Genomic DNA, 26,662 nt, shown 5'->3' with positions numbered 1-26,662 from the left:
CTCGATGCAGAAGCGAGAGCCAGCACCATCATACCGCTCTGTCCAAATGGTCTGTTGTCTTGGCTCCGCACGTCCTTTCTAGCATCGCAAGCTCCTTTGTGGTGAGTGCATTCGGGTCCACATTTATGAACATGCTGCAACCGCAGCTCAGTATTATGTCGCCAATCTGGTTTACGCATCTGAGAACGAGATTGAAATCATTTTCAGCAATCAGGTATTCGATGCCGTCAAGAAATAGCGTAAATTTCCTTCCCGAGTCGGCAGCATGTTTCACCATTGAAACTAGGCGACCGAGTGAAGCAGGAGCCATCTTTCCTTCCCCAACCATGTTTGTCAGCCAGTAGTACTGTGAATTGATGAATGTCGATAGGGATCGTATTTTCTCCGGATACGTCCTGCTTATAGAAATAAACGGCATGTCGCAGGGGATGGAAGATTCGATGAAACCGATTGCCTCTTCTGTGTGTCTGAATCTGAGGACGTAAATGTCGCCAGGCTTGGAAGCCAGCTGCTCCATTTCGCTCTGCTCGTCGCTCACTGCAACGCTATCCATCCCGATCACCTTGTTGGTATTCTGTCTTAGAGTGCAGTACTGGCTAACTGCTGGATTATATAAACAAGGTTCAATGCGATTATTGATGTTGATAATATGTTGAGGTGTAGCTGCGTTGGTTCTCTCCGATGGCGGAGCATCAGTGCCGGAACACGGAATGCCCGGCAAAGCCGATTTCCGGGTATTTTCTCTCAATTTCCAGCAATCTGTTGTATTTTATAATGCGCTCTCCCCTGGCGGGTGCCCCTGTCTTAATCTGGCCAGTACCAAGTCCAACCGCGAGGTCTGCAATGAAATCGTCGGCGGTCTCCCCGGATCTGTGGCTGACGACAGTATTCATGCCTGCGCCCATGGCCAGCAGCGTGCTGTCGACCGTCTCCGATACGGTCCCTATCTGATTCAGTTTAATCAGAACTGCATTGGTGCACTTTTTCTCGATGCCCATCCTGATCCTGGCTGCGTTGGTTACATACAGGTCATCTCCAACGATCTGAAGTTTGTTGCCAGCCGCTGCCTGGAAGCTGGCAAAATCGTCAAAAGCATCCTCATCGAATGGATCCTCGATAGAAATAAGCGGATATCCGGATGCCAGTGAAAGATAATGATCTGAAAGTTCGGACGGAGCGAGCTCCATGCCATCTATTTGATATTTTCCTTTTCTGTAGAATTCGGAGGCTGCGGCATCTATTGCGAGATGGACCTCCCTGCCGGGCGAATATCCCGCCTCAGTCACGGCGGCCATGATCGCATCAAGTGCGTCAGCAGTTTTTGAAACGGGAGGCACAAAGCCTCCTTCATCTCCGATGTTCACGGCGAACGGACCGAACTTTTTCTTCAGATGTGTCTTCAGCTGCTGGTATATTTCAGATGCGCATCTCAGTGCGTCGGAGAATCTGGCAAAACCAGATGGCACCACGAAGAATTCCTGCACTGCAAGTTCTCCTCCCGCGTGAACACCGCCGTTGATGATATTCAAAAAGGGCACGGGCATTATGGGCTTTCGGCCGGAGAACGAGGAAAGGTATTCGAAAAGCTCTGAACTGTTCATCGATGAGATGAGTCTTGCAGTAGCCATGGAAACGCCGAGTATGGCATTTGCACCCAGTGACGATTTGTTCGGCGTCCCGTCGAGCACGATCATTGCACTGTCAATCTCCCTGAGGCCGGAAAATTCTTTTCCATAAATTGTCCCCGCTATGGCATCGTTGACGTTTGACACTGCCTTCAGCACACCTTTTCCGCCGAATTCTTTGTCGCCGTCCCTGAGTTCCAGCGCTTCGTGTTTTCCTGTGCTGGCACCTGAGGGAACCTGGGCAATAAACTCCTCCTTGCCTGCGGAAACGGTCGCCTGAACAGTGGGGTTTCCTCTCGAGTCGAGTATCTGATACGCCCTTACTGAGCTCAGTTTCACCATTGCGATACCTTCCATTCGATCATCTTTTTATCACCATCAACTCACACAGGTAATTTGCATCACTTGCTCTTCATCGCTTTCTTCCTTCTTTCCTTTGAAGTGTAGCCCGTCGTATTTTCCAGGAATCTGTTATATCTTGCAATTGTGTCTGATGCTATATCATTGCTTACATCGGTATTGCTTTCAGTTTCCAGACAAAGGCGTCCCTTCTCACCAAGCCAGCACTCGAGCCTCTTCAACGCTCCAAATGATGTCAGTACGTGTCCATCCTTCTCCTCGGATCTTCCGAATTCTTTCTGCATTGCCTCGGCTATTGTCTTCAGTGTTGTTCCAGACTTGAGTTTTCTCTTTATTTCATATTCCTGCACATTCATCACCGCTCTGACCGGCATCTAGCCTGTAGTCCTGTTCTGTGTAGAACGATCCCAGATTCGAGAGTTTCAGTTCTTCATGCCACACGTTTCTGCATCGGCAATCGAGTTTCCCAAGCGCGGATGCGTCCTGATGTCTTGAAAAATCGGCGATTGCATCAAGCACGCGTTTGTCGCATCTCCCGCAATTGTGAGATCCTCTTACAGTGCCTGCACCTGTTGGTTTGCTCATAACACGGATTCCGGCGTCTGCCGATCGGCGCAGCACTTCGACGACGCTCCAGAGCCATGGAGGTCTGTATGCCCCCCTCTTCCAGAGAAGTTCTACTACAGTATCTTTCTGTATGTTCGTGGGGTTGACGGAAACAGTGTGTGAATAAGGCGAAACCAGTTGTATCGTCCTCACGGCATCATCTATGGCATCTGCCTCGGAGACAAAGGGTGGTTTGAGCATCAGATAACTCTTGATCTTGAAACCCATCGAGTTCGCGAGTCCCGAGGTCCTCACGAAATGAGAAAAATTGGATGGTTTGTTGACCGAATAGTTGAGGACCATGTCGTTTGCACTTTCGAGTCCTACAGCCAGCATGATTCTGTCACTGAAGTCTGCAATGTGGCCGAGCGTCGTCGATGTGATGTATTCATGTCTGGTTTCAATGACGATACGTTCAACCCTGGAGGAGGCGTCTTCCAGTATCCTTTTCCTCAAAGCCGTCGAAATTTCAAATGTATCCAGGAAGCTGCCGGACGTGTATATCTTCAGCACTTTTTGGTCACTGAGGTTCTTGAGGGCACTCAAGTACTGTTGCCAGATGCTCTCTTCAGTGGCTGTGGAGGCGGACTCATTAGTATAGCCGCACATGCTGCAGCCCGATCTTATCGCCCACGAGCATCCTCGGGTGGCTAATATCACAACGAGTGCCTTACAGTCCTCGCCGTTTATGGACTCCTCCTCTGTCCAGCATGAAACATAGCTGTAAGGATCGAGATCTCTCTTTGCTCTGGAACGTTCGCGCGTTCCAGCTTCTCTCAAGCGGCGCAGCAAGGGCTGCGAAAGTGCAGTGCCATATCCAGCCTGCTGCAATGATGCCATACATCAACGACTAACAAGGCTGCAGTAATAAAATTTGCCCATGAACCTGTGGGACTCTGGCCTGCATGCGCAACACTCATGGCGTCAAGACAACAAAGAATTTTTCAGTTGAATGCCTGCAAAATTATTTACACAGTCAAACGATAGCGGCAGCAGATGAGCAGGGAAGAGAGCATAACCAACATACTGGATTATGCCCAAGAGATTGTTGCAGAGGCGGAGCTCAAGGAACTGCTTGAAAGCAAAGAGCGGCCAAGGGCATATATTGGTTTTGAACCTTCTGGATATCTTCATGTTGGAAGTTTCTTCATTACTTCAAGGATGATAAACCTCCTGCTCGATGCAGGCTTCGAAGTCACGATTCTGCTTGCGGACTGGCACGCATACATCAATGACAAACTCGGCGGTAAACTGGAAAGAATAAGGGATTGCGGAAAATACATGCAGGATGCCTTCTCGTTCGGAGCTGACAACAGAGGGGGTCTTTCCTTTGTCTATGCATCAGAACTCATCGGTGATAATGAGTACTGGGCAGATCTCATACGCAATGCAAAATCGCTCACCTTGTCCAGATTGAAAAGGGCCATGACCATCATGGGTAGGAGCGAGGATGAGGCCGAGATGGATTCTTCCAAACTAATTTATCCGTTGATGCAGGTGACGGACATCTTCAGGCTTCGCGTTGACCTGGCTTATGCCGGCATGGATCAGCGCCGTGCTCATATGCTAGCGAGGGAAGTGGCTGAGGCGCGTGGTCTGAAGAAACCGATTGCTCTTCACACACCGATTCTCTCCAGTCTCAAAGGTGCCTCCAGGATGGATTCGGTTTCCAAGATGTCCAAGAGCGATCCGGACAGCGCGATATTCATACACGATAGTCGCGAAGACGTTGCAAGGAAAATTGCAGGTGCTTTCTGCCCGCGCGAAGATGTGGCCAATCCTGTGCTCGACATATGCAGATACATCATCTTTCCTTACGTTGGAAAACTCGAAGTTAAAAGAGAGAGCAAGTATGGCGGAGACGTCGACTACGACAGTTACACTCATCTCAAAGAAGATTACGTTTCCGGCAGGCTGCACCCGAAGGATATGAAATCCTCCACGGCTCAAGCGCTCTGGAAAGTTCTGGAACCGCTGCACGCCCATTACTCAGACAATCCCTCGCTGCTGAAACTGGTGAACATTTCTGAAATTACAAGGTGACACGCGATTTCGTAGTTTCACACGTGAATCTGCCAATTCTGAGGAAATGTTTCAACATGTTCGACGAACCTGTGTCAGATGCACATGCTGACAGGACATACATGTTTCTGCAATATTTTCGCCGTGTTTCCGTAAAAATGCTGCGAACAATGGGCAAAGACGGCTTGGAGATACTGATGCAGCATCGCAGATGACCACTACGATAAACGGCGCACGAAACACACGTTCACCATGCACTCCGGCATATCCTCCAATATCTGGAGGGGCGGAATATTTCAACGCACTTCAATGAAAATGTGACAGGGCCTTTGACGAAGAGACCTTGTCAAATTTTCGTTGATATTCCATAGAGTAGAGTTCTCGGTAACGTCAGACCTCTACTCTATCAAAGATGCTGACGGAAGCCTTTAAGTCAACTTTTTCAAGCAAAAGTTGACAGGGTCACGAAGATATATAAACAGCAAGACTTTCGTGACTTGACGTTAGGCTGGTGTAAGACAGATGACTGTAATGCTTGCTGTTCCGAAGGAGATGACGCCGGGTGAGAGGAGAGTTTCAATTGTTCCCGACGTCGCTGCCAGACTTTCCAAATCTGGTTTTTCGATTACGGTGGAATCCGGAGCGGGCTCCCTTGCTTATTACGAAGATGCGGATTACGTTAAGGCGGGAGCGACGATTGTCAAGAAAAGGAAAGATCTGCTTTCTGCAGCCAGTATTGTGACCGTCGTGCAGCCTCCAGCAGCAGCGGACGTTGCCATGATGTCTCCGGGGGCAGTAATAGTGGGTTTCATGGCCCCCTTCAAGAATGTTGAAGGCATAAAGGCGATGAGAGACAGGGGAATCACCGCATTCTCCCTCGAACTCGTGCCGAGGATAACGCGTGCCCAGGGCATGGATGCCCTCTCATCCCAGGCAACGGTCGGTGGTTACAAGGCTGCTCTGATTTCAGCTGGCAGCACACCCAAGTTTTTCCCCATGCTCACTACCGCTGCCGGAACTATACGGCCCGCAAAGGTGCTTGTTCTGGGTGCCGGTGTCGCAGGGCTCATGGCTATTGCAACGGCCAAGCGGCTCGGAGCAATGGTTGAGGCATATGATGTGAGGCGTGCGGCCGGCGAACAGGTCCGCAGCCTTGGTGCAAAATTTCTCGAACTTCAGATTAATGCAGAAGGCTCCGGCGGTTATGCCAGGGAGCTGACGGCCGAGGAGAAGAAGCAGGAAGAGGCGATGGTTAAAGAAGCCGTTGCTCAGGCAGATGCAGTTATAACGACGGCTAATGTGCCCGGAAGAAAAGCTCCCAGGCTCGTTACGAAGGAGATGGTGCTCAGCATGAGACCCGGTTCCGTCATCATCGATCTAGCGGCAGAGTCTGGAGGAAATTGTGAACTGACGAAGCCGGACGAGACCGTGGTTGAAAACGGTGTCTCAATCATAGGTCCCTCAAATCTCCCCGGGCAGATTCCGTATCATGCCAGTCAGATGTATTCGAAAAATCTTCAGGCATTCCTTGGCCTGCTTGTTGATAAGGACGGAAAACTGGTGGAGGATTTCAGCGATGAGATACTCGCGGCCAGCCTTCTGGTTCACAAGGGAGAAATCAGGAACAGTTCTTCAAGAGAAATGGTGGAGGGAAAGAAGTGATATCGGAATTCTGGATTGCTCTCTATATAGTTGTGGTGGCCTCTCTCGCCGGTTATGAAGTAATATCACGCGTTCCTGTCATACTGCACACGCCGCTGATGTCAGGTTCCAATTTTATCCATGGCGTTGTGCTCGTCGGCGCAATGATTGCGCTCGGATATGCGACTACGCCTGTTGAGCAGGCAATAGGATTCATCGCAGTCGTCATGGGTGCGCTCAACGTCACAGGCGGATATGTTGTAACAGAACGCATACTGCAGATGTTCGAGAAGAACAAATCAAAGAAGAAGGGTGCATGAATATGTTCGATATATTCGATCCGGTTTACATCATCGCCGTCTTTTTCTTCATCGTCGGTCTGCACAGAATGAGCCATCCACTCACCGCAAGAAGCGGCATCGTCTGGGCAGGCGGCGCAATGCTTGTCGCGATACTTGTCACATTTTTCATGCCGGGAATGCGCAATCTTCCGCTGATGGTAATAGCTATGCTGATCGGCGGCGGTCTTGGCTGGTTTGCAGCCAAGAAGGTTGCAATGACCGATATGCCGCAGATGGTCGCCATTTACAACGGCATGGGTGGAGGTTCCGCTGGCGCCATAGCGGCAGTGGAACTGCTCAGAATCACCACAAACCCTGCCTTCGCAGCTCTTTCCGTGGCCGGCGCATTGATTGGAGGCATATCTATCGCAGGCAGTGTTGTGGCATTCCTGAAACTTCAGGGATGGATCAAACAGAGGCCGATAACCTATCCATTGCAGCAGCCGACAAACATACTCGTGCTGATTGTAGCCTTCGTAATGGGGGCTCTCGTCATTGATCCTGCAGTTGTTCACGGCGCATTTCAGCCGCTTCTGCCGTTCTTCATTCTCGCAATCGGATACGGTTTCCTTATGACCCTGCCGATCGGCGGAGCAGACATGCCCGTGGTGATATCGCTCTTTAACGCTCTCACTGGTCTTGCAGTCGCCCTAGACGGTTTCGCGCTAGAGAATTTCGCGATGGTCATCGCCGGCACACTCGTAGGCGCGGCAGGCTCAATGCTCACGCTGATTATGGCGAAGGCGATGAACAGATCTGTTTCAAACATACTCTTCGGAGCGTTCGGCGCAAAGGAGGAAGAGGGTGTGAACATAGCGGGCTCACTCAAGCCCATTGAGGCCGACGATGTCGCTGTGATGCTAGCATACGCGAACAGCGTGATTATTGCACCGGGATATGGTATGGCAGTCGCGCAGGCACAGCAGAAGGTCAAGGAACTCACGGACCAGCTGGAATCAAGGGGAGTTACAGTCAAGTTTGCCATACACCCTGTCGCCGGAAGAATGCCTGGTCACATGAATGTCCTTCTCGCAGAGGCCGGCGTCCCGTATGACCGTCTGTTCGACAGGGATGAGATTAATCAGGAATTTCCCAATACCGATGTCGTGCTCGTGATTGGTGCAAACGACGTTGTCAATCCAGCTGCAAGGAGACAGGGCAGCCCGCTGTTCGGTATGCCTATACTCGATGTCGACAAGGCAAAGAACGTGATTATACTGAAGAGGGGGCAGGGAAAGGGTTTCTCGGGCATTGAGAATGAACTCTTCTATGCAGATAACGCCAAGCTGCTGTACGGAGATGCGCAGGAGACAGTAGGCAGACTCGTCCAGTCGCTCAAGAAACTGTGAATCGACAGAGAAAGCTCACTGCCGCCTGACCCTGCGCCTATGGGTGTCTGCTGACTCGCAGTTTGCGGGCATGCCGATCTGTTCAAGACATTCGGCAGCGCACGAATTCAGGATGGCCTCCAGTTCGCCTTCGGTGTTGAGCACTGCTGCTCCTGCATGTCCTCCGCACGTCCCGCCGAACCCTGCGGCTATTTGCCTGAAAAGTGCGACAAGGTTTATCGATGCTCCGGCCATCCGTGGTCCTGTACGTCCTGTTACCCTCACAGCGCCGTCGGATGACGAACCCACAAACGCCACATCACAGCCGGCCCCAAGAAGCGCGGAAGCGACGCTCGACTCGTATGATGAGGTGTGGCTGCAACACACCGTGTAGCCTCCTGCAGTTCTGAAAACCATTCTCTGCAGGCCCTTCAATATTGCTGTCTGCTCTGAACGTTCCCTCGCACTCTCAGTGCGTGACACCAAATCATCAAGCCGGGTTTGGGCTATTTCGAGCATTGCGGCACATTTTCTGAGGGTTGATGCCCCGCCCCTCCTGAAGCGTCCGGTGTCGAACACCATGCCGAGCACGAGCAGTTCCGCGGCCTCCTTCGCAGGTGCGAAGCCCGCCGCTTCCAGTACTTCAATAATGATTTCAGAACAGGACGGAGACTCCTGGTTTATGAGGAAGGCGTGTGCCGCAGAGTTTCCCGACATCTGATGATGATCGATTATCACAATTTCCATGTTTTCTATGCCAGGATACTCCGAAATCCTCGACTCGCTGGTGTCCACAAATATGACCCTGCGGGCGGACGACGGCAGGAGTCCTTCGTTCGTACGTATGCCATGCAGTTCAGCCTCGGCTGATGCAATCCTGTCGAGCCCGTACGGTGCCCACAGGTAATCTATATGGAACGACGAGGACAGGGCGTAGGCAGATGCGAGACAGTCAACGTCTGCACCAGGGTGCAGCGCGATGACTGAAGGTGTGCCATCCGCAAGCAGTCGGGCCATCGAAGAGGCGCTGTGGGCTGATCCGGATTTAATTTCCTTCATCCTTCTTCGGTCCGAGCTCCCTGCTCAACTCTTCCTGAAGTGACTGGTATCTCTCACGCAGGTGCTTTTCCTGCCTTTCAATTGATTTGACCCTGATATCCAGCGTCTCTTTCTGCTCGGAAAGTTCCTTTGCAACGCTCTCCCTGTCTTTCGCTCTGACCATGATGGAACCTATGTTCTTGTAGATGGTGGCATCGGCCTGAAGGTTCTTCAGCTCCTCCTCCGCCTTTGTCACTTCCTTAAGCTGTGCCTCAAGCTGGTATCTCTGGCTCGAAAGCACCTGGATCTGCTGCTGCAGCTGCTGATACTGATTTATCTGATTCTGCAATTTCGGGCTTATGTCGTTCATAGTGCCACCTCGGAGTTTTTCATGTTTTTCAACGATTGGAGAAGATGCAGCTCCTCTAAATAATTGCCTGAGCATCAGAATCAGTCAAATCCCGGCTTTGCGTATGAATGCGGGCAAATCAGGCGCTGCTGTTCGGTAACATCTTCAATACACCGAGTGCAACATTTGCCCAACGCATGTATGAGTTGAGCGATGCCCTGAGTGTGTGCAGGTCTTCAGCCTCTATGACTAGGCACGTCTGGCCCTCTCTGTCTTCCCATCTTACTCTGCATTTTCGCAGATCTTCTGTTTCGGGACCAAGTGCACGCTTCAGAAATGCGCCCTGCTCTCTAGGAAGACAGAATGAGAGCGTGTGCTTAACTTCCTTCATTTCGCAATGAGCTGCTTCTTCACGCTCGGCCTGTCTTTCACAAATATTTTCGAACCGCACTTGTCGCACTGAAGACCTACGGTGTTTACACCTGATCTTATCGGCTCACCGCATTTTATGCATTTGTACATTATTTCTCCACTTCCTCTGATTCGCCTTCGGTTTCCTTCTGCGGCATTATTATGTCCCTGAACTGTCCAACATAGGCTCTTGCTGCATACTTGTAATTGCAATGCCGGCACTGATATATTGCCGTGGACTGTCTCTTGACAGAGACCATGCCGCATCTCGGGCATGCAGATCCCTTTGCAGCTTCACGTTCCACTTCGAGTATCCTGGCCCTGATACGCACGCCATACCTTGGGCCAAATCTAGCGACCGATCCTGATTTTTTTGCCGAATTAGACAAGTTAGCACCTCACATTTTTTCCCTGACAGCCTTTCCTGCATCCACAGACATGGCTATGGCCTTTTTTACTTCCTCATAAGTGAAATGTCCAGAACCACCTTTCTGCATGGCCCTGATGTCTCCGTTCTCATCCGTTGCGACAGTAAGCCTTGCGGATGACACTTCGTCTTCTTCTAGGGTTGGGTCTAAAAGCAGTTTGTCTCCAATCTTGACTGTGGTGCAGGACACAGGTAAAGAGGAAAGCTTCAGAGGAAAGTCTTCTCCCTTCCCATGGCGTTTTGCAGGCACCATCGTGTGTTTCAGAGCGGAAACTGCGCCTATGGATGCCGCATCGAACAGGTTGCCGTCGTAGTCAAGCGGATAAACGTCAATGTAGAGTACCCAGACTTCCTCACCTGGCTTGATGCACAGTGCTTCCATATCAATCATCTGGCTCTCCCGGATACCCCTGTCCACAACACGTGAGAGTTCTATAGCCGAGGGTGAAGGGGGGCCAGTCTCAAAATTCTCCGAAGCCATGGGGATTAGTTCAACGTTTGTAGTCAGAACGCCCTTGTTCGGAGTGTCAGCGAATGGTTCTCCAACATCCATCTTTATACCGACAGCGACATCTGTATTGCCAATTCGCAACCTTGCGGATCCCTCGGCGCTCTCAACAACACTGTTTTCAATTGTAATCGATCTGAATTCGTCGAATCTGCGGCCATCGGTTCTAATTCCCCTCGAAAGCACGTTAGAAATGTGCCCTCTCTTCACGTCTGAAAGCGGACTCCTGGATGCCATGATCAGTTCGCCTCCTCTGTGCTGGGTTCGTCCTCAGAAGCCGCAACTCCGTACTTCCTCTTGAGCGCTTCCTGCTGAAGGCCGTAAATATGTGCACAGCCCCCTTTTGCAAGGTCGACGGCTCTGTCAAATTCCTCCTGTGTCATGTGACCATCCATCTGCAGAAGCAATATTTCACCCGTCCTGGGAAGATAAGCCAGCGGGAGATCGGCTTCACCGAAGTTGTCCTCCTCTTTGTTCAAATCCAGGACTACTGTGCCAGCAACTTTTCCTGCAGCGCAGGCGGGAACAAGGTCTCTCATCGGAATGCCTGCGTCAGCAAGCGCCACTGATGCCGCGGTAAGTCCGGCGCATCGCGTGCCTGCATTCGCCTGGAGTACTACTATGTAGACGTCAATCGAAGTTCTCGGGAACTGCTCCAGAAAAACGACATGCTCCAATGCTTCTGCGAGTATCTTGGAAATTTCGACGGATCTTCTGTCTGGTCCAGGCCTCTTTCGGTCATCCACTGAAAACGCGAGCATGTTGTAGTTGCACTGGACGATCGCCTTCGTCGGATCCTGAAGATGTCTGGGATGACACTCCCTCGGCCCGTAGACGGCGGCCAGTATCTTGTTCTTTCCCATCTCCACGTAAGCTGAACCGTCGGCTCTTTTCAGCACTCCGGCTTCGATCTTTATGGGTCTCAGCTCGTCCGCTTTCCTTCCATCGATCCTCTTTCCTTCTTCGTCTATCAGTTTAAGCCCTTCGGGCAAATCCATACTCATAACTTCACCATTACTGTGACAAAATTACACTCTTTCTGAACCGCCATTCCTCAGGAACTCCCTTACCTTGTCTGTGAGGCCATACGTCTGGGCCTCCCTGTCGATCAAATCTATCGCTTTGGCCACAAGTAGTACCTTTTCGATTGGGCCGTCAACCCAAATTTTGCCGTTACGGCCCACGACGATCTTGCATCCCGTTTCCGATTTGAGCATTTCAAGCATAGATCCTTTCTTTCCGATCACGCGTGGAACCTTCCCGAAAGGCACTTCGACGATGTGTCCGCCACTCAGCTTCCTCAAGCTCTGCTCCCGCATGGTCACCTGCACGTGCTTGGAGTCGTCGACGGACAGTATGGCAGCAGTCACGCTGTCCCCGATATCAAGATACTTTGCAGTGGCGTTGAACTCAACCTTCCATGGGGACTCCGAAGCGTGGAGCAGAGCGGGATACGGTGAGGAAATGTCAAGTAGCCAGCTAGATGTGTTTATGCCAGAAACGGTGCCGATTATCTCGTCTCCTGAAAGCGGTACATACTTTCCAGCAAGTGGAATCACGTCGACGAAACTCGTTTTTGCCGTTCTGAGTCCGAGTCTTGAGGCATAATACTGACCTCCCTTTTTGTATATGCCGAAGCCGGGTTTCTTGTTTTCGCAGTTTACCGATTCACCCGGCACTACGATTTCTCTGACACCGGCAGTGGACTGGGGCATAAAAATCTCATTCTCCGTTTTTTATTAAAACATGTTCTAATCGGGTACCCTATTTTAATATTTTGGTTTCCGCCCTTCCTTTCGTCTTCTGCCCCATCTTCTCGAAGAGGTCGGTTTGCATGCCGGCTGGAATTTCGAGGACGCAAACCCAGTGGCCATCGTTCAGCCACTCTTCCTTTGTTATCCTGCCCAGCGACACCAGATCTTCGTAACATCGGCCATAATCATCACCACTGAGCTTCACGGCAATCCTGGAATTTTCAAACCTTATCGGAATGAGCGGTCGCAAGGCGTCGAGCACTTCCTGGACCTGTGAGTCTGCTGACCTGAATGGATCTATTCTGACCCGTGCCTCCTCCATCGCAGCTTCGATTCTTGCCAGTGGATGTGGTGTATGTGTCTGAGGATTAATGGCATTTCTGGCAATCGTTGCGGCTACCTGCTTTCTCTTGGTCTCAGCCATGATGTGGCGCTGTTCTGTGGTGAGCTGCACCTGTCCCTTTTCAAGTATGATGCGGGAAATCGTTCCCACATCATCAGTACCGAAGAATTCCTTCAACTTCTCTTCGGATTGTTTGGAACCCTTCTTGGCGTCCTTGAAGATCTCTTCAACTGCCATGTGTTTGGCAACGTCTACCTCCTTTCCTTCTTTGAGGTATTTGACAATCTTTGGATCAATCAGTATTTCGAATGTCTCGCCTTTATATTCATATCTGCCCACGATGGCATCATCTAGATCTACCATAGACGCGCACCGACTGAGCCGCAGGTAGCCTTATCAGGCGCCCACCATCTTAACGTATTTTTCAACCTCTGCAGGTTCGAGTTTACGGAAATCCTTCCCGACTGTCACCAGACCTATCTCTATCGCCTTCGGATTAAGATCCTCTTCGGTTGCCTTTTTCAGGCCTTTGAGTGCGAGCACCAGCGCTTCTTCTACCGACAGTTCGTCCTTGTAGTTTTCCTCGAAGAAATCCATCACAACATTCCTGCCAGCTCCGATAGAACTCGCCTTGTACGAGGCGAGGCCCCCGCTCGGATCAGTCTCGAAAAGATGGGCACCACTATCGTCGACGCCGGCAACAAGCAGAGATGTCCCAAACGGTCTCACTCCGCCGTACTGTGTATATTGCTGTTTGTAGTCGCATATCCTTTTGACGAGTGCCTCGATGCCGATCCTGTCACCATACGTTATCTTGTTCACCTGAGACATCACACGTGCGTTATCAACAAGCACTCTGGCATCTGCTACCAGACCCGATGTCGCACAGCCTATGTGGTCATCTATCAGGTAAATCTTTTCCATGGACGAAGGTTCCATGAGTTTGCTCGCTATGCGTTTGTCGACTATGAGGGCAACACCGTCCTTGAACTTCACCCCGACGGTTGTCGTGCCGCGTCTTACTGCCTCTCTTGCATACTCCACCTGAAATAACCGGCCATCCGGTGAAAAGACCGTGATTGCCCTATCGTAAGCCATCTGTCCCGGCTGCATTATTTAACCAACTCCGAATATGACATGTGTTCCGGAGCTGCTTAATGTATTTAGGCATAAAAACTCTTCTTCCCTGCCGAGTTCGGGAAAAGACCACCGCCTTGTTCGTCGAACTAAGGGCGCTCAGAGCTTGGATTTGAGTCCCTTGAGTGTTCCGGAGGCACAGAGCGTCCTCAACGAATACGGTCCATGGTTGCAGTTGAGTGCTCTGACAACGGTTCCAAGTCTGTCGTGGCTGCATCTGATCACCGCTACATCGTTCTCTACATAGATCAGTTTGACCTGGGCACTCGCATAGATCGTCCTGTCCATGCAAAATTCTATCACTCTCGATGCTTCGCCTCTGTTCCTTGGAAGAGGTTCCAGCTTCACTGCGACGTACCTCTTCCGGCCGCTCTTGTCTCTGACAGTCAACTGAAACGCAGTCTCTTACCGCCTATTTAACAAAGTCGACGCCTTTCTCTTGCACGTTTCCCTGAGATAGCATGAAAGGCGATCTGACGCCTGTTATCACGACAAGCACCTTGATTTTGCCAGATGATTCCGGTTCGACACTGCAGCCCCAGATGATCCTCGCCTTGGATCCCATGGCAGACGAGGCTGCTTCTGCAACTCTTTCCGCCTCTTTCAGTGTCATATCCTCGCCACCGACCACTCGTATCAGTGCACCTCTCGCTTCCCGTATGTCGACGTCCCCAAGAAGCGGGGACGACAGTGCCTGTCTGAGCGCATCCTCGACCCGTTCATCTTTCGGACCCGAGGACTCCCCGATGCCTATCATGGCAACACCTCCGGAGCCCATGATTGTTTTTATGTCGGCAAAGTCTATGTTGACGAGACCGGGCTTTGTGACTATTTCAGTAATGCCTTTGATGCACTGTGAAAGCACTTCATCCGCGACCCTGAATGCTGCATCCAGTGGCAACCGCGGCACAATCTCCAGAAGTTTGTCATTTGGAATGACAACCGTTGTGTCAGCGAAGTTTCGCAGTCGCTCGAGTCCGCGCAGTGCATTCTGCATCCTCATTGCCCCTTCCGCCTTGAAAGGAAGCGTGACTACGGCCATGACCAATGCCCTGTTCTCCTTTGCTATCTGCGCGACGACGGGTATAGATCCAGTTCCGGTTCCTCCGCCCATCCCTGCTGTGATGAAAACGATGTCGTCGTGTTCAACATACTTCCTGATGTCTTCCCTTGCCTCTTCTGCGGCCTGGTTTCCCACTTCTGGTATGGCACCAGCTCCCAGTCCCCTTGTCAGTCTTCTGCCGAGCAGAACTTTATGAGGTGCATTAAGTAGCAGCAGATGTCTCGCGTCTGTGTTGGCAGCCACTAGAGAAGCACCGAATATTCCCGACTGATGCAGCCTCCTTATTGTATTTGATCCACCCCCGCCGCAGCCGAATATGCTTATCCTCACTTTCAGTGATTCAACTAAGCGCATCAGCTCTTCGTCAGTAGCGTCTGAAAACGTTCCATCTGTCCTGTCCTGATTGACCCTTAAGGCATCCTCGACTATCGATTCCATTCAAATCCCATCCCGAGAAAGGTAGTTTATGAGTAATGCTTCGGATGTATTTAAAACATAAGGCGATTGTCTGACAATCGTCATGCGCTTTCACGCACAAAATGCGATTTATCGCATGTTTTCAAAGGAGTCGCAAGCAGTCGCATTCATTGCGTTGCGTATTCTGTTGGTTCATCGTTGCATTTCCTCACTGGATCATGATAGGACTCCTTTTTTCATCATTTATTCACTCACTCCCCGGAACACGAATCGTCCAGACGAAAGCAACCTCGCTCGAGTGTATTGTGATTATTGCCACTCCCCTTAGTCAGTCTGCGAATCCAACAACGTGACCCCGACTGTTCCATACGTCGTTGGATTGTTGCATTCGAAAAACAGATTCTCAAAATTTATATAGTAAAAATTCAATTGCTGACTATACTAACTAACATTAGTATATTGAATCTGCATGAGGGGAAAAATGAACAAGTTAACCTTAGCTGTGGTAATTGTGGCGGTAGTTATTGTAGTGGCTGGTATCACCGCGGGCTTTGTGCTCACGAAGAAGACACCGACAAAGACATCGATTGTGTTTTCAGGCTGGGTTTCAAGCGGAGCGGAGTATACATTCGATCAAAAGATGGTATCTACTTTCAATTCACAGCACAGTAATATCTCTGTGGTCTTTGAGCCAATCACCTCCAATTATTACGCATCGCTTTCAACGAAGTTTTCAACAAACACAGCGCCTTCTGTGTTCTATATGGAAAACAATGTCCTGCCTGCCTACGCTAAGGCAGGCTACCTGCTGAATCTCACGCCGGTCCTCTCCGCAAACACTTCGTATGATCTCCAGGGATTTGTTCCAAACATAGTCAACACATTCCATTACAAAGGCGGACTGTATGCTGCCCCGAAGGACTGGAATCCTCTTTTCATCTATTACAATAAGGCAATATTCAACCAAGAGCACGTGCCTTATCCCTCAAATCTTACCGCATGGAACTGGACAACAATGGTAAGCACGCTCACAGCTCTCAAGAAAAATATATCATCGCTTCCTGGTGGAGGCAGTGGCTACTATCCGATGGTCATTGGTCCGCAGTTTGCAAGGATATTGGCGTTCATGCATCAGGCGGGAGGCCAATGGATAAACCAGGCGGGCACCGGTGCTTCAAGCAAGAGTGCAGGACTCCTGTCTGCTATCAATTTCTGGTACGGATTGTATGCGAAAGGCCTTGCGGGCCTTAATAGCAATCTTTCCGCAGGCTGGAACGGTGGAGATTTCGCGACCGGCAAAGTGGGAATGGTCATGAGCGGCGGATGGACCGTTCCAGTTGCAACCGGAAATGGTTCTTTCTTCAAGTCCAATCCGCAGGATCTGGGTTACTACCACACGCCATCCGGTGTTCAGAACGGCACCATGATGTTCAGTGTTGGACTCGCAGTCAACAGTCATCTCACCGGAACAAAAAAGTGGGCGGCTGAGCAGTTTGTGGAATACTTCACCGGACCTGCCGGAGAGCAGCAGTGGGTGAGCTTGGGCCTGGCTCTTCCTTCAAGAACTGCGATTCTGCAGAGTTCGACCTACGCGGCGGAACAGCCGATCCTTGCCTACGCCGGCAGCACTGAATTCCCGTATGCCTATGGGTGGAACTACAACACGACCAACTTCAGCGCTGCCGAGTCGGGAGCCCACACGATAATCGTTTCACTGTTCGCAGGAAAGCTAAATCCAACGCAGGCGTACCAGCAGATACTTGCCGAAACAAATTCGAGCTTGGCCGGTTCTTCGTCACTTTGACGCCAGTTGACGGGGACGGGATGATATGTGGCTGCGGACGCAGCGATGCGGCGGAGATTCTGGGCAGTGGTCAGAGTTCGTGATGCTGGCAGCAAGCTGGAAAGCAGAACGGCATATCTCCTGATAGCCCCTCTTTTTATTCTTCTGGGTTCTTTTGTTTTTTTCCCTGCAATATTTTCTTTTTACGTGAGCCTTTTCCATTATGACCCTTTCAATCACAATATCTATTACGTGGGATACAGCAACTATCTGAGTGTTTTTAACAGTCCTCTCTTTCGAATCGCAGTTATTAACGTCCTGATTTATGCTGCCGTTGTTGTCACGATTCAGACATTCCTCGCATTCAGCCTGGCTCTCCTGTTTAACAGAAGGTTTCTCGTTTCCAAAGTTTCACGTGCCTTTGTCTTCCTTCCGGCAATCACGTCATCTGTTGCAATGTCGATAATTTTCATATGGTTTTTCTCCAAACAGGGTCTGTTGAATTATATCCTCGCGCCGCTTGGAGTAGCACCTGAAAACTGGCTCTTCAGCACAACATATGCCTTTCCCTCCATCATGATGCTCAACATCTTCTCAACTTCTCCTTATTTCATGATCATGTACCTGGCGGGACTCCAGTCGATTCCCTCTCCAATAATGGAGGCGGCGGCCATTGATGGTGTTGTCTCTCCATGGTCAAAGTTCAGATACTTCTATTTCCCAATGCTCACATTCACGACTCTATTTGTTGTCATACTGGGCATAATAGGCTGCATACAGCTGTTTGACCAGGTCTTTGTCATGACTGATGGTGGACCTGCCTATGCAACCTATGTGCCGATGATTTTCATATTTAATCGGGCTTATCTTTATCCCGGTATGATCGGTGTCAGCGCTGCGGCTTCATTCATGCTTTTCATCATCATAATGACAATAACTGTTGCCCAGCGCAACTTCCTGAAGGAGATGAAATGGTGACGCTGTGGCAGAGATTGCGTCCTGTTCTGGAAAGGATCAGACGGAGCGTAATGAGTGATGATGGGAGTAAAGATTTGGCCATCAACAAACTGGGCCCGTTCAAGCGTCTTGTTCTCATGGCGGCCATGATAACTGTCGCAATAGTGTATGTTATTCCGTTTTACTGGATGGTCCTCAAAGCTTCAAGGAACAGTATTCTCGCTAATTTCCCTCCAGATCTTAACCCTTTCTCCAGGACCAGTGTCAATAATTTCATAAGCAACATCCATCAGGTCTGGGGATTCGGCAGCTTCCCTACGTGGTATTTCAACAGCATACTTGTTTCATCGATAGTGGTCACGTCGAGTGTGATGGTCGGCGCAATGGCTGGTTACGCATTCGCCAGATTGAAATTCAGGGGCAGGGACGTACTCTTTTATGTTGTTCTGGGCACGTTGATGATTCCTTTCCCGGTCATACTCATAGCATCCTACGTATTCATGGTGGACATAGGGTGGATAAACACTTATCAAGGACTGATTCTGCCTCAGATTGCATCCGCAGTCAACGTCTTCCTCATGCGTCAGTACTTTCTCACCATTCCATCTGAAATTGAGGACGCTGCCAAAATAGACGGCCTCAGACCATGGCAGATATTTTACCGCATTTCCGCACCTCTTGCGAAACCGGCATTTGCGGCAAGTGCGATTTACACATTCATCGGTTCGTGGAATAATTTTCTTTGGCCCCTGCTGGAGGCACAGACTGTCAACTACTGGACCATTCCTCTCGCGCTCAATTTCTTCAAGGGTGCGAATGGCACTCAGATATACTGGAATCAGATGATGACTGCAGACATACTCGCACTGATTCCCACATTCATAATTTATATGATATTCGAACGCTACTTCATTCAGGGCATTTCCCTGACCGGAACAAAAGGTTGAAAATATGGGTGTCAACGTCAACAATCTGGTAGTGCAGTACGGCGAAACAAGAGCCGTTGACAATGTGAGTTTTGAAGTCCGGGAAGGCGAGTTCCTGGTCATTCTTGGGCCATCCGGCTGCGGGAAAACCACGATTCTGCGCTGTATTGCGGGGCTCGTCGAGCCTACTTCCGGCGAAATCATTATCGACGGCAGAGTCGTTAATGGCGTCTATCCTTCAGAGAGAAACATCGCCATGGTCTTTCAGAATTATGCGCTGTATCCTCACATGACAGTGCACGACAATATAGCGCTGAATATGAAGATGAAGAAGATACCCAAACAGGAAATTGAGAGACGCGTCATGGACGTTGCGTCCAAGCTTCAGATACAGGAGCTCCTTCAAAAGAAGCCAAGACAGCTCTCGGGAGGTCAGGCCCAGAGAGTCGGACTTGCCAGGGCAATGGTTCGCGATCCGGTCGTCTTCCTCATGGATGAGCCTCTGTCCAATCTCGACGCAAAGCTTCGAAACGAAATGAGGGATGAAATGAAACGCTTTCAGAAGATTACCGGAAAATCCATCATATATGTTACACATGACCAGATTGAGGCCATGACTCTCGGTGACAGAATACTCGTACTCAATCACGGGAAGGCTGTGCAGATCGATGAGCCACGCAAACTCTTTGACGCGCCCAAACACCTCTTTGTAGCAGGTTTCCTGGGAAATCCGCCGATGAACATTTTGCAATGTACAATCAGATCTGCAGGTGCAGGCAAATACGAATTGCAGTTCGGCACAAACAGGATGTCACTGAAATCAACCGATAATGTGGGGCCGGCTGCTGAGATGTCAATAGGCTTTCGCCCCACAGACGTGGTAATCTCGGACGACGGCCCCTTCACCGCATCTCTCGAATATGTGGAACTTCTCGGAACAGAGATGAACGCCCATTTCAGCATCGGTGAGGGACGATTCATTGCGAGGCTGCTCCGTGACGAAATTACGGAGAAGCTCTTTCAGATGAAGAACGGCAGCGCGGTGTCATTCGGCGTCAGGGGAAACAGGATTTTCATATTCGATGCAACCAGCGGCCAGCGATATAATGCAACATTCAGTTCCACAGATGCGTGAGGTGCGCACATTAGGTTACGAAGGAGCATGACGTTCGATGGATCAGAACAGTGTAGAGTCAGTGTTTCGAAGAGAGTTCGCGCGCTGCAGGAAAATGAGTGACAGAGACAATTCACGGGTGATGGACGCGTGGGTGGTCGAAAACCGTCCTGAGCTGCGGCGCGGCGATTATCTTTCATTCGTCAAGGGAAGGAAGTCACATTTTATAGTGCTGCAGAATGGCAGCATCAACACGGCACCCTCAGGCAGATTCAGGACCGGCATCTGGTTCGGTGGCGAAGGGCATATTTCATCGTTCAACATGCATGTTTCCGGAAAAAGTTGCGCTGCCGCGTTCAGAAAACAGGTCAGGACACCTGCATACACTTACAGAGAGTATGAGGGTTTCGAACGTATCGACTTCGCTCCATTCGACAAGAACGCCATCGCATTAGCACTCCTGTTCCGGGAACCCGGTACCGCTGTTATTGAAATGACAGTGAACCACATGATGATGTGGCCGGAGAACAGAATGGAGAGCGAGTATGTTCTTTCGTGCCCGTCACCCGGCAGATATGGTGTGAAAAGCCCTCTGTCTGAGACGAGCATTGCGGTCGGCGGTGCGAAATCTGACGCATCGCTCGATGGAAACATGCTGAGAGTCACAATACGCGGCAGAGCTTTCTGCCTCATTTCCATAGGGATGCGTGGAAGCAGTGTGGATGTCGCCGATTTCGCGAGGAACATGGATTACCATTCCTCAATTCTCAGGGACTGTGTGCTTGTAACGCCTTCATTCGAAATGAATAAATACTTTCTTTGGGCCAGACACGACATTCTGGAATTGTTTTCGGAATCCAGCCAGGGAAATGGATTTTTTGCTGGCATGCCGGAATTTTCATGGTTTTTCGGTCGAGACGGGGAGTGGATTAGCATGGCGGCGATCGAGTGCGGGTTGCACGAACTTGCACGAGCACAGCTGGATATGCTGGCAAAAAATTCCGAAGGAGGGCGTATTCCGCATGAAATACCACTTACGGGTCACAATGAAAATCAGCATTACGGTCTGAGCGGGGATGTGCTGCCCACCAGATTCATGTCTGCGGACAGCACTCCTCTCTGGATCATGGCTACGTTGAAGCTGGAGAAATGGCACAGAGTCGGAGAACAGGAGGAGATGCTGAAAAGAGCCGTGGATTTCTGCATATCGTGCGACAGAGACGGAGACGTGCTTATCGAAAACAGATTCAAGGAAGGACTCATAGGCTGGCCGGAATCCTGGTCATCCTATCGTGACGGCGCGTGTATTGACGTCAATGCATGGTGGTTAAAGGCGCTGGAGGAGTACGCGGAAACACATCCCGAATATGAAAAACTCGCCAGGAAGGGTATGAATAACTACATCTCCACGTTCTTCCGGCTCGACGGGGAAAATCTCACTGTTCTGGACTCAGTAGACAGGAAGATACAGAGAAAAATCAGGAGCCCGATGGAGATCGTACCGGCGATATACTGGAAGAGCGACCTTATGCGATCTCTCGTTGCCTCGCTGTCCGGGGCGGACATGATCACACCATGGGGTGTCCGTTCCATGGCATCCTCCGATCCGATGTATGACCGGGGATACCACACAGGCGAAGTCTGGCCACTGATGACCGGATGGTTTGCTATGGCTGCATTCAGAAACGGCTTTGCCGATTTGGGCTCCAGCCTCCTCGAGTCTTTCCCCATGCTCGCATTTTCCAGTCCGGAGCCGGGCAGGGTCGGCGAAACCTATCATCCTGAATATATACATTCGATGGGCCAGTTCGCCCAGGGATGGTCTTCTTCGCTCTTTGTTCAGGCTGTGATAGAAGGGCTGTTCGATATAGATCCGGACGGCAGCGAGGGTGCTGCCGGTTTGACGCACTTCATGAACGCACATCTGCCTGACGGATGGTCATATATGAAACTGAGGCGCGTTTCCTACAGGGGAAGGCTCTATGATGTGTCGGTAACTAGAAAAGGTCTTAGTGTGATTGACTCAGAGCCCGGTATGACAGATGAAGCCGCAAACAGGAAGTCTAAGAGTCGCGCTCACAGGCAGTGAGCGTATCGCGCTCGCAAATGAGTATGCTTATTTCTGTGGTTTCGCAGATTTTTCAGCCAGGCCCATGGGTTTTCACCTGCCGGGTGAAATGGGCGGTCTCTGGGACCCGCCGTTGCGGCTGTTCAGTGGTATAGACGTCATGTCGCAGGGCAGAAGGATGATGCCATCCGGTCTGCTCGTCAAGGCGTCATGGGTGGAATTGGATTACGGCAGCTTCGGCGTCGACATCAGCATGCCGGAACATGTGCTCATGTTTATAGAAGTAAAAAATGCGCGTGGCCTCGATGTTGAGATCGGTTTCGACATGAATCTCCACCCGATATGGCTCAGCGATTTCGACACCCGCTGCACGACGGAGACGCGAAAGGGAAAAATGTCACTCAACATACCGTCGATGGGGCGAACATATGTGCTGGAGACGGACGCGCGTGATCTTTCAGCCTGCGGCGGAAATGTGCGTGTCGGAGACAACAGGAATTTCAGTTTGGCTCTGTATCGCGTCACTGGAAGCAACCACATTGGTGCCAGGGCTGCTCTAAAACAAACCGCGGCTAGGCATCAGAGGCATGCCTGTGATACAGTTCTGGAGAACGTCGACGGACAAATCTCGGAAGCGTTTCTCTGGGCAAAACACAGTCTAAGGACGCTCACGCACAGACAGGAGGGAATAGGCAGGGGACTTACCGCAGGCTACTGTGACTTCCCATGGTATTTTTCGATAGATTTCTTCTATTCAATCGATGCGCTGCTTGAGACGGGCATGTGCTCTGTTGCCAGAGACACACTCAGGCTGTTCATCCGTTACGCGAGGCGCCAGGGGGGAAGAGTCCCTCATGAGCTTGTTACAAACGGCGTGATATACAATCCAGGTGATCTCGAAGAGAGCGCCATGCTCAGCACGGCAGTTCTGAGGTACGTCTCATGGGTCGGCGACGCACATTTTGCAAGAGCCCATTTCAGGGACTGTCTCGCATCACTGGATTTTGTGAATTCGATGCAATTCAAGGGCCCGGGAATAATGGAGGACGCGGCGCGCGGAAGTTCCGTGGAGATAGACACGCTGTGCTACTTCATAGAGGGTGTGGAATCGCTTCAGGCTCTCAGGAACATGGCCTTCGACAGAAGGTCTTCGGCCTTTTCCTCAGAAATGGCAGAACTCAAAAGAGCGTCGAAAGAGGCGTCGAGGATTGTAAACGCGGTGATGTGGAGCAATGAACTCTCCACCTATGCAAACCGTATGACGGACGGCGTGCCGGAACAACTGGGTTTCTGGACATCGATCGTTCCTTTCCTTACGGGCGTCGCATCACCGGAGCGATATCGCCGCTTCTCCGAATCTGAAAACGGTTTGAAGAGTATGACTGGAAGAGACGGCCTCCTGATCGGTTCCGGAATACTGAAGACAATGGCAATACAGAACGGGTTGATGTCGCTCGCGGCATCAAGGTATGCGGATATTGAAAATGCCCTTCTCTTTTATATGCACAATGTGCGGCATGCAGGCGAGTTCATGCCCGGCGTTGTACCGGAGATATTCAACGATCCTGCAGGATGCTACATGCAGGCATGGTCATCGGCAGCAATTATTCATCCGCTTGTCGGCGGAATTCTCGGCATAATACCAGACGGCGGAAGACTGCGGGGCGGAAAGAGGGCAGGCAGCACGCTGGACGGATTGAGGATAAGCGGATTGCCGTTCAGAGGCAGGAAATACAATTTCGAGGTTGTGCAGGGTGTGGTGGTGTGCCGTCCGCCGGTGCGGCAGCGCGCTGCCTCCCGTCGCTGACGCGACGACATTATTTCGCAGATTCCAGCACTATAATCTCTGCCTCTATGTCTTCGACCATCGAGTTGTAGCCCCCCACGACAAATTTCTGTCCTTCCGATTCAACTGTAAAATTGACGACGTCCGGACTCGCCTTCACATCCGTAACAATGCCTTTTATTGATATGAGGCTGTCATCAATGCGGCGGCGTCCCCTGACGGATACCGTGACCTTCTTTTCGCTGGAAAACAGCTTCAGCAAGTCGTTGACCGCCAGTCTCTGCGACGAGTACGTGGCAGGTATGCTCAAATCCCTCTGGAACAGCGTGCTGGAAGCGTACCATGCGTTGAAGAAGGTGTGCATCAGGAACCACGACATGTCCACATCGTTGAAAACATAACCGTAACGTCTTTCAGTAGGAAGCAGTGCTATCTTTCTCGGCATGAATGTGGTCCCGCTCACATCGCCGATTATCGAGAAGAACTGGCCCAGTTCTGCATACCTTATTTCACTGAACAGGGCAGCATCCCTCTGCAGGAACTCATCTTCGTATCTCTTCCTCTCGACTCCAAAAACGAGTAGAACTGCCTTCAATCCCTCTTTGACCCTCCTCGACAGCGTGCCGTAGAATTCGGGAAGCAAATTCGGCATGGACTCTATGCATACGGTGTCGTTTGCCTTGGCTATCACAGAGCGTGAGTTTATGACGAAACCCCTCCACTGCCTGCTGAACCACATCGATGGTACATTGTCTCTTGATTTTCTTCCGGAATGCGCCCAGTTCAGCAGTTCATCCCTGTTTTCCTCGAGTTCTCTGGAGATGTTCTCCAGTATCAGTTCTGCGTCTATCGGCAGGTACAGTTTTGGTCTGCTGTCCTGTATGTTTATGAAATTCTTGCGCTCGAGACCCGATGTTATGTCGTACAGCTGAGGCTGCCTGAGATTCAGTTTCCGCAGAAGATCCTTGGTCGTGGCTCCCCCCTGCTCGACCAGGAACTTATAGACAATCGACTCATTCTCTGAAAGACCTATGCTTCTCAGCAGTTTAAGCATCGAACCATTTTCATCTTTCAGGCCCTTCACCCTGCTGGATTAATGCCGCAAACTTTATTTTACTTTTGTAAATTGTAAACTTCGTCAAGCGGTGTCTAAATACATCCTGCAGAAGCCGCAGTACATCTTTTCGTCTATTTCGGAACCGCACTCAGGGCAGGACGGCGCCAGAGGCATGCCGCATCTGCAGGCCAGCATACCGGCCCGTTCGAAGTTACCGCAGGCATCACACCGTATCAGTGCAGTGTTCTGTTCACCGAACACTGCAGCACAACACCTGCAGAAACGATCCTCTTCGGCGACTGCCGTGCCGCAGACTGGGCAGAGATAGCCATGAAGGCTTTCGAGATGGTACCCGCATGATGTGCAGAATGTGTCTTCAGGGGGCAGTGAGTGTTCACAGTTCATGCACCGGAAATCCGTCGCCACGGGACTTCCCTGAATCTGTGCAAATTCTGCAAACTTGGGCACCCAGGCCGCCGCAGTAATCACGTGTTTCGCATCGCCTGCTTTTCCGCACCTGAGACAGGTCTCGCCTGCAACGTAACACCCCCTGTGGTAGGAAGCTCCGCATTCGCAGAAGAACGGATCCTGACACGAACTCATGAGGCCAAGACAGGTGTAACACGTCTTGGGCGACGGTCCGACAATCTTGGGTCCGAGGAGTCGCAGTCTCGTCGCAACCACGAGCTTCCTGGCGGTAGCAACGAACTGTGAAACCACCGCTGGCCGTGCGAATAAACCAACATTTTTCATGTGTTTTGCTCAACTCCCTATTCCGGACCCTTATGGTTCATGTCTGATAGAAATGTTTCGCACAATGTTGTTTTCAAACACCATCTTGTGGAACAGTGAAAATTCAAGCAGCAGTCCGCGTCTTTTTAAGATTTTCACTGAGCGTTCCAAGAAATGTGCCATCAAGAAGATACAACTTCCCTTTGCCGGTTCTCACCAGTCCATTGCTGAACAGTGGTCCAAGTACCTTGCTTCCAGGTTTGTTGATGGGTGTTCCGGTGAGCAGCGGATTGAATGCAGGCAGTATGATGACCTCTTCAGGCAGCTTGTCGTACCGATTCGTCGGATCCTTCCTGCTCATCGGCGCACGGAACCAGCACTTTTCCACATAGCGGTTGTCCAGTGAATCAATGAATTCTACAGCTGGATGAATGTGGCCCATGATCAGCGTACCCTCGTTCATCATCGAACGTAGGGGCCATGTGTGTCCATGGAAAAATGAGAAACCGGCCAGCGAGAAGCCTGCTGGCGGGTGCACTCTTATTCTCTGCGGCATCATTCTGACAATCATGCCGTCGTGATTTCCCGGGATTATGTCTATGCGATGGTAGATATCCAGCAGGGATGACATGAATGCCGGTATCTCGGACACAACGTTTTGTGCAATAATTTCGTGTCTCAGGTCACCGACTATTATGAGGTGGTCGGAATGCGAAGAAAGCTTTGAGAGGTCTTCAATCATCTTTTCGGTTTGAGCTGCAATAAGTATCCCTTTCTTTTCAAGCTCGTTACCCAGGCCTATGTGCAGATCGGCAATGATGAGCATGTCTTCATCAGATCTCGCTATAAGCGCAGGGTATCCTGCCACG

General features: G+C 50.7%; 29 protein-coding genes. 10 read left to right on the top strand and 19 right to left on the bottom strand.

Annotation, left to right across the window (positions count from 1 at the left end; all coding sequences use genetic code 11):
• Window positions 1-28 precede the first annotated feature (28 nt).
• The 4 genes from KIS30_07080 to KIS30_07065 all read right to left on the bottom strand — a co-directional run bounded on the left by KIS30_07080 (window position 29) and on the right by KIS30_07065 (window position 3,431).
• Entirely contained in the window at window positions 29-553 is a 525-nt protein-coding gene (locus KIS30_07080) for a DUF835 domain-containing protein (protein MBX8646501.1), read from the bottom strand.
• Between the two features lie 139 nt (window positions 554-692).
• Window positions 693-1,967 (bottom strand): phosphopyruvate hydratase, encoded by a 1,275-nt coding sequence (gene eno / locus KIS30_07075; protein MBX8646500.1) that lies wholly within the window; start codon window positions 1,965-1,967, stop codon window positions 693-695.
• Between the two features lie 59 nt (window positions 1,968-2,026).
• Window positions 2,027-2,341 (bottom strand): DUF5611 family protein, encoded by a 315-nt coding sequence (locus tag KIS30_07070; protein ID MBX8646499.1) that lies wholly within the window; start codon window positions 2,339-2,341, stop codon window positions 2,027-2,029.
• Window positions 2,322-3,431: an archaeosine biosynthesis radical SAM protein RaSEA gene (locus KIS30_07065; GenBank protein ID MBX8646498.1), complete on the bottom strand. Its 1,110-nt coding sequence runs from the start codon at window positions 3,429-3,431 to the stop codon at window positions 2,322-2,324. The genes KIS30_07070 and KIS30_07065 overlap by 20 nt, the downstream gene beginning before the upstream one ends.
• A gap of 156 nt (window positions 3,432-3,587) precedes the next feature.
• Between KIS30_07065 and KIS30_07060 the strand changes: the two genes are divergently transcribed.
• The 4 genes from KIS30_07060 (at window position 3,588) to KIS30_07045 (ending at window position 7,944) form a co-directional block, all read left to right on the top strand.
• The gene (locus KIS30_07060) at window positions 3,588-4,634 is read left to right on the top strand and encodes a tyrosine--tRNA ligase (GenBank protein ID MBX8646497.1); all 1,047 of its coding nucleotides are present in this window, start codon (window positions 3,588-3,590) and stop codon (window positions 4,632-4,634) included.
• 501 nt (window positions 4,635-5,135) lie between these two features.
• Window positions 5,136-6,275 carry a Re/Si-specific NAD(P)(+) transhydrogenase subunit alpha gene (locus KIS30_07055; GenBank protein ID MBX8646496.1) on the top strand — a complete coding sequence of 380 codons (1,140 nt, stop codon included), beginning with the start codon at window positions 5,136-5,138 and terminating at the stop codon, window positions 6,273-6,275.
• Window positions 6,272-6,574: an NAD(P) transhydrogenase subunit alpha gene (locus KIS30_07050; GenBank protein ID MBX8646495.1), complete on the top strand. Its 303-nt coding sequence runs from the start codon at window positions 6,272-6,274 to the stop codon at window positions 6,572-6,574. Before KIS30_07055 ends, KIS30_07050 begins: the two co-directional genes overlap by 4 nt.
• A gap of 2 nt (window positions 6,575-6,576) precedes the next feature.
• Window positions 6,577-7,944, top strand: coding sequence for an NAD(P)(+) transhydrogenase (Re/Si-specific) subunit beta (locus KIS30_07045; protein MBX8646494.1), 1,368 nt, complete (start codon window positions 6,577-6,579; stop codon window positions 7,942-7,944).
• A gap of 15 nt (window positions 7,945-7,959) precedes the next feature.
• Here KIS30_07045 and KIS30_07040 read toward each other — a convergent pair whose 3' ends face one another.
• The 12 genes from KIS30_07040 to ftsZ all read right to left on the bottom strand — a co-directional run bounded on the left by KIS30_07040 (window position 7,960) and on the right by ftsZ (window position 15,391).
• On the bottom strand, window positions 7,960-8,940 hold the full coding sequence (locus tag KIS30_07040) for a DHH family phosphoesterase (protein ID MBX8646493.1): 981 nt from the start codon (window positions 8,938-8,940) through the stop codon (window positions 7,960-7,962).
• A gap of 28 nt (window positions 8,941-8,968) precedes the next feature.
• Window positions 8,969-9,331 carry a prefoldin subunit beta gene (locus KIS30_07035; protein MBX8646492.1) on the bottom strand — a complete coding sequence of 121 codons (363 nt, stop codon included), beginning with the start codon at window positions 9,329-9,331 and terminating at the stop codon, window positions 8,969-8,971.
• A gap of 118 nt (window positions 9,332-9,449) precedes the next feature.
• Window positions 9,450-9,701 (bottom strand): hypothetical protein, encoded by a 252-nt coding sequence (locus KIS30_07030; protein MBX8646491.1) that lies wholly within the window; start codon window positions 9,699-9,701, stop codon window positions 9,450-9,452.
• The gene (locus KIS30_07025) at window positions 9,698-9,832 is read right to left on the bottom strand and encodes a DNA-directed RNA polymerase subunit P (protein MBX8646490.1); all 135 of its coding nucleotides are present in this window, start codon (window positions 9,830-9,832) and stop codon (window positions 9,698-9,700) included. The genes KIS30_07030 and KIS30_07025 overlap by 4 nt, the downstream gene beginning before the upstream one ends.
• Window positions 9,832-10,110 carry a 50S ribosomal protein L37ae gene (locus tag KIS30_07020; protein ID MBX8646489.1) on the bottom strand — a complete coding sequence of 93 codons (279 nt, stop codon included), beginning with the start codon at window positions 10,108-10,110 and terminating at the stop codon, window positions 9,832-9,834. Before KIS30_07020 ends, KIS30_07025 begins: the two co-directional genes overlap by 1 nt.
• Window positions 10,111-10,119: 9 nt before the next feature.
• Complete coding sequence (locus KIS30_07015) at window positions 10,120-10,893, bottom strand: exosome complex protein Rrp42 (protein MBX8646488.1); 774 nt, start codon at window positions 10,891-10,893, stop codon at window positions 10,120-10,122.
• A 2-nt stretch (window positions 10,894-10,895) separates the two neighbouring features.
• Window positions 10,896-11,654, bottom strand: a complete 759-nt coding sequence (locus KIS30_07010) for an exosome complex exonuclease Rrp41 (GenBank protein ID MBX8646487.1) — start codon at window positions 11,652-11,654, stop codon at window positions 10,896-10,898.
• Between the two features lie 30 nt (window positions 11,655-11,684).
• Window positions 11,685-12,371 carry an exosome complex protein Rrp4 gene (locus KIS30_07005; GenBank protein ID MBX8646486.1) on the bottom strand — a complete coding sequence of 229 codons (687 nt, stop codon included), beginning with the start codon at window positions 12,369-12,371 and terminating at the stop codon, window positions 11,685-11,687.
• Window positions 12,372-12,420: 49 nt separating this feature from the next.
• Window positions 12,421-13,116 (bottom strand): ribosome assembly factor SBDS, encoded by a 696-nt coding sequence (locus tag KIS30_07000; protein ID MBX8646485.1) that lies wholly within the window; start codon window positions 13,114-13,116, stop codon window positions 12,421-12,423.
• Window positions 13,117-13,149: 33 nt separating this feature from the next.
• On the bottom strand, window positions 13,150-13,866 hold the full coding sequence (gene psmA / locus KIS30_06995) for an archaeal proteasome endopeptidase complex subunit alpha (GenBank protein ID MBX8646484.1): 717 nt from the start codon (window positions 13,864-13,866) through the stop codon (window positions 13,150-13,152).
• 123 nt (window positions 13,867-13,989) lie between these two features.
• On the bottom strand, window positions 13,990-14,280 hold the full coding sequence (locus tag KIS30_06990; protein ID MBX8646483.1) for a hypothetical protein: 291 nt from the start codon (window positions 14,278-14,280) through the stop codon (window positions 13,990-13,992).
• A gap of 22 nt (window positions 14,281-14,302) precedes the next feature.
• Window positions 14,303-15,391 carry a cell division protein FtsZ gene (gene ftsZ, locus KIS30_06985; protein MBX8646482.1) on the bottom strand — a complete coding sequence of 363 codons (1,089 nt, stop codon included), beginning with the start codon at window positions 15,389-15,391 and terminating at the stop codon, window positions 14,303-14,305.
• Window positions 15,392-15,851: 460 nt separating this feature from the next.
• On the opposite strand from ftsZ, the gene KIS30_06980 reads away from it, so the two are divergent.
• From KIS30_06980 to KIS30_06955, 6 genes are all read left to right on the top strand, one after another.
• Window positions 15,852-17,174 (top strand): extracellular solute-binding protein, encoded by a 1,323-nt coding sequence (locus KIS30_06980; GenBank protein MBX8646481.1) that lies wholly within the window; start codon window positions 15,852-15,854, stop codon window positions 17,172-17,174.
• Between the two features lie 45 nt (window positions 17,175-17,219).
• Window positions 17,220-18,131 (top strand): sugar ABC transporter permease, encoded by a 912-nt coding sequence (locus KIS30_06975; GenBank protein ID MBX8646480.1) that lies wholly within the window; start codon window positions 17,220-17,222, stop codon window positions 18,129-18,131.
• Window positions 18,132-18,181: 50 nt separating this feature from the next.
• Window positions 18,182-19,057 (top strand): carbohydrate ABC transporter permease, encoded by an 876-nt coding sequence (locus KIS30_06970; protein ID MBX8646479.1) that lies wholly within the window; start codon window positions 18,182-18,184, stop codon window positions 19,055-19,057.
• Window positions 19,058-19,061: 4 nt separating this feature from the next.
• Entirely contained in the window at window positions 19,062-20,171 is a 1,110-nt protein-coding gene (locus tag KIS30_06965; GenBank protein ID MBX8646478.1) for an ABC transporter ATP-binding protein, read from the top strand.
• 94 nt (window positions 20,172-20,265) lie between these two features.
• Window positions 20,266-22,239 (top strand): glycogen debranching protein, encoded by a 1,974-nt coding sequence (locus KIS30_06960; GenBank protein MBX8646477.1) that lies wholly within the window; start codon window positions 20,266-20,268, stop codon window positions 22,237-22,239.
• The gene (locus KIS30_06955) at window positions 22,193-24,025 is read left to right on the top strand and encodes a hypothetical protein (GenBank protein ID MBX8646476.1); all 1,833 of its coding nucleotides are present in this window, start codon (window positions 22,193-22,195) and stop codon (window positions 24,023-24,025) included. Before KIS30_06960 ends, KIS30_06955 begins: the two co-directional genes overlap by 47 nt.
• 10 nt (window positions 24,026-24,035) lie before the next feature.
• Here the strand turns inward: KIS30_06955 and KIS30_06950 are convergent, their stop codons facing one another.
• The 3 genes from KIS30_06950 to KIS30_06940 all read right to left on the bottom strand — a co-directional run bounded on the left by KIS30_06950 (window position 24,036) and on the right by KIS30_06940 (window position 26,661).
• Complete coding sequence (locus tag KIS30_06950; GenBank protein MBX8646475.1) at window positions 24,036-25,088, bottom strand: hypothetical protein; 1,053 nt, start codon at window positions 25,086-25,088, stop codon at window positions 24,036-24,038.
• Window positions 25,089-25,142: 54 nt separating this feature from the next.
• Window positions 25,143-25,814, bottom strand: a complete 672-nt coding sequence (locus KIS30_06945; protein ID MBX8646474.1) for a zinc ribbon domain-containing protein — start codon at window positions 25,812-25,814, stop codon at window positions 25,143-25,145.
• Window positions 25,815-25,917: 103 nt separating this feature from the next.
• Complete coding sequence (locus KIS30_06940; protein ID MBX8646473.1) at window positions 25,918-26,661, bottom strand: metallophosphoesterase; 744 nt, start codon at window positions 26,659-26,661, stop codon at window positions 25,918-25,920.
• Window position 26,662 lies beyond the last annotated feature (1 nt).

The organism is Candidatus Sysuiplasma acidicola (genome assembly GCA_019721035.1).
Classification (GTDB): domain Archaea; phylum Thermoplasmatota; class Thermoplasmata; order Sysuiplasmatales; family Sysuiplasmataceae; genus Sysuiplasma; species Sysuiplasma acidicola.
This window is presented reverse-complemented; position numbering and strand designations above follow the sequence as displayed.

Coding starts and splice junctions, on each gene's coding strand:
- KIS30_06975 (MBX8646480.1), top strand. CDS start 17,220: ATGCGGCGGAGATTCTGGGCAGTGGTCAGAGTTCGTGATGCTGGCAGC.
- KIS30_07065 (MBX8646498.1), bottom strand. CDS start 3,431: ATGGCATCATTGCAGCAGGCTGGATATGGCACTGCACTTTCGCAGCCC.
- KIS30_07045 (MBX8646494.1), top strand. CDS start 6,577: ATGTTCGATATATTCGATCCGGTTTACATCATCGCCGTCTTTTTCTTC.
- KIS30_07070 (MBX8646499.1), bottom strand. CDS start 2,341: ATGAATGTGCAGGAATATGAAATAAAGAGAAAACTCAAGTCTGGAACA.
- eno (MBX8646500.1), bottom strand. CDS start 1,967: ATGGTGAAACTGAGCTCAGTAAGGGCGTATCAGATACTCGACTCGAGA.
- KIS30_06980 (MBX8646481.1), top strand. CDS start 15,852: ATGAACAAGTTAACCTTAGCTGTGGTAATTGTGGCGGTAGTTATTGTA.
- psmA (MBX8646484.1), bottom strand. CDS start 13,866: ATGCAGCCGGGACAGATGGCTTACGATAGGGCAATCACGGTCTTTTCA.
- ftsZ (MBX8646482.1), bottom strand. CDS start 15,391: ATGGAATCGATAGTCGAGGATGCCTTAAGGGTCAATCAGGACAGGACA.
- KIS30_07000 (MBX8646485.1), bottom strand. CDS start 13,116: ATGGTAGATCTAGATGATGCCATCGTGGGCAGATATGAATATAAAGGC.
- KIS30_07080 (MBX8646501.1), bottom strand. CDS start 553: ATGGATAGCGTTGCAGTGAGCGACGAGCAGAGCGAAATGGAGCAGCTG.
- KIS30_07010 (MBX8646487.1), bottom strand. CDS start 11,654: ATGGATTTGCCCGAAGGGCTTAAACTGATAGACGAAGAAGGAAAGAGG.
- KIS30_07040 (MBX8646493.1), bottom strand. CDS start 8,940: ATGGCCCGACTGCTTGCGGATGGCACACCTTCAGTCATCGCGCTGCAC.
- KIS30_07060 (MBX8646497.1), top strand. CDS start 3,588: ATGAGCAGGGAAGAGAGCATAACCAACATACTGGATTATGCCCAAGAG.
- KIS30_06970 (MBX8646479.1), top strand. CDS start 18,182: ATGAGTGATGATGGGAGTAAAGATTTGGCCATCAACAAACTGGGCCCG.
- KIS30_07025 (MBX8646490.1), bottom strand. CDS start 9,832: ATGTACAAATGCATAAAATGCGGTGAGCCGATAAGATCAGGTGTAAAC.
- KIS30_07005 (MBX8646486.1), bottom strand. CDS start 12,371: ATGCCCCAGTCCACTGCCGGTGTCAGAGAAATCGTAGTGCCGGGTGAA.
- KIS30_06960 (MBX8646477.1), top strand. CDS start 20,266: ATGAGTGACAGAGACAATTCACGGGTGATGGACGCGTGGGTGGTCGAA.
- KIS30_06965 (MBX8646478.1), top strand. CDS start 19,062: ATGGGTGTCAACGTCAACAATCTGGTAGTGCAGTACGGCGAAACAAGA.
- KIS30_07030 (MBX8646491.1), bottom strand. CDS start 9,701: ATGAAGGAAGTTAAGCACACGCTCTCATTCTGTCTTCCTAGAGAGCAG.
- KIS30_07055 (MBX8646496.1), top strand. CDS start 5,136: ATGACTGTAATGCTTGCTGTTCCGAAGGAGATGACGCCGGGTGAGAGG.
- KIS30_06945 (MBX8646474.1), bottom strand. CDS start 25,814: ATGAAAAATGTTGGTTTATTCGCACGGCCAGCGGTGGTTTCACAGTTC.
- KIS30_07015 (MBX8646488.1), bottom strand. CDS start 10,893: ATGGCATCCAGGAGTCCGCTTTCAGACGTGAAGAGAGGGCACATTTCT.
- KIS30_06955 (MBX8646476.1), top strand. CDS start 22,193: ATGAAGCCGCAAACAGGAAGTCTAAGAGTCGCGCTCACAGGCAGTGAG.
- KIS30_07035 (MBX8646492.1), bottom strand. CDS start 9,331: ATGAACGACATAAGCCCGAAATTGCAGAATCAGATAAATCAGTATCAG.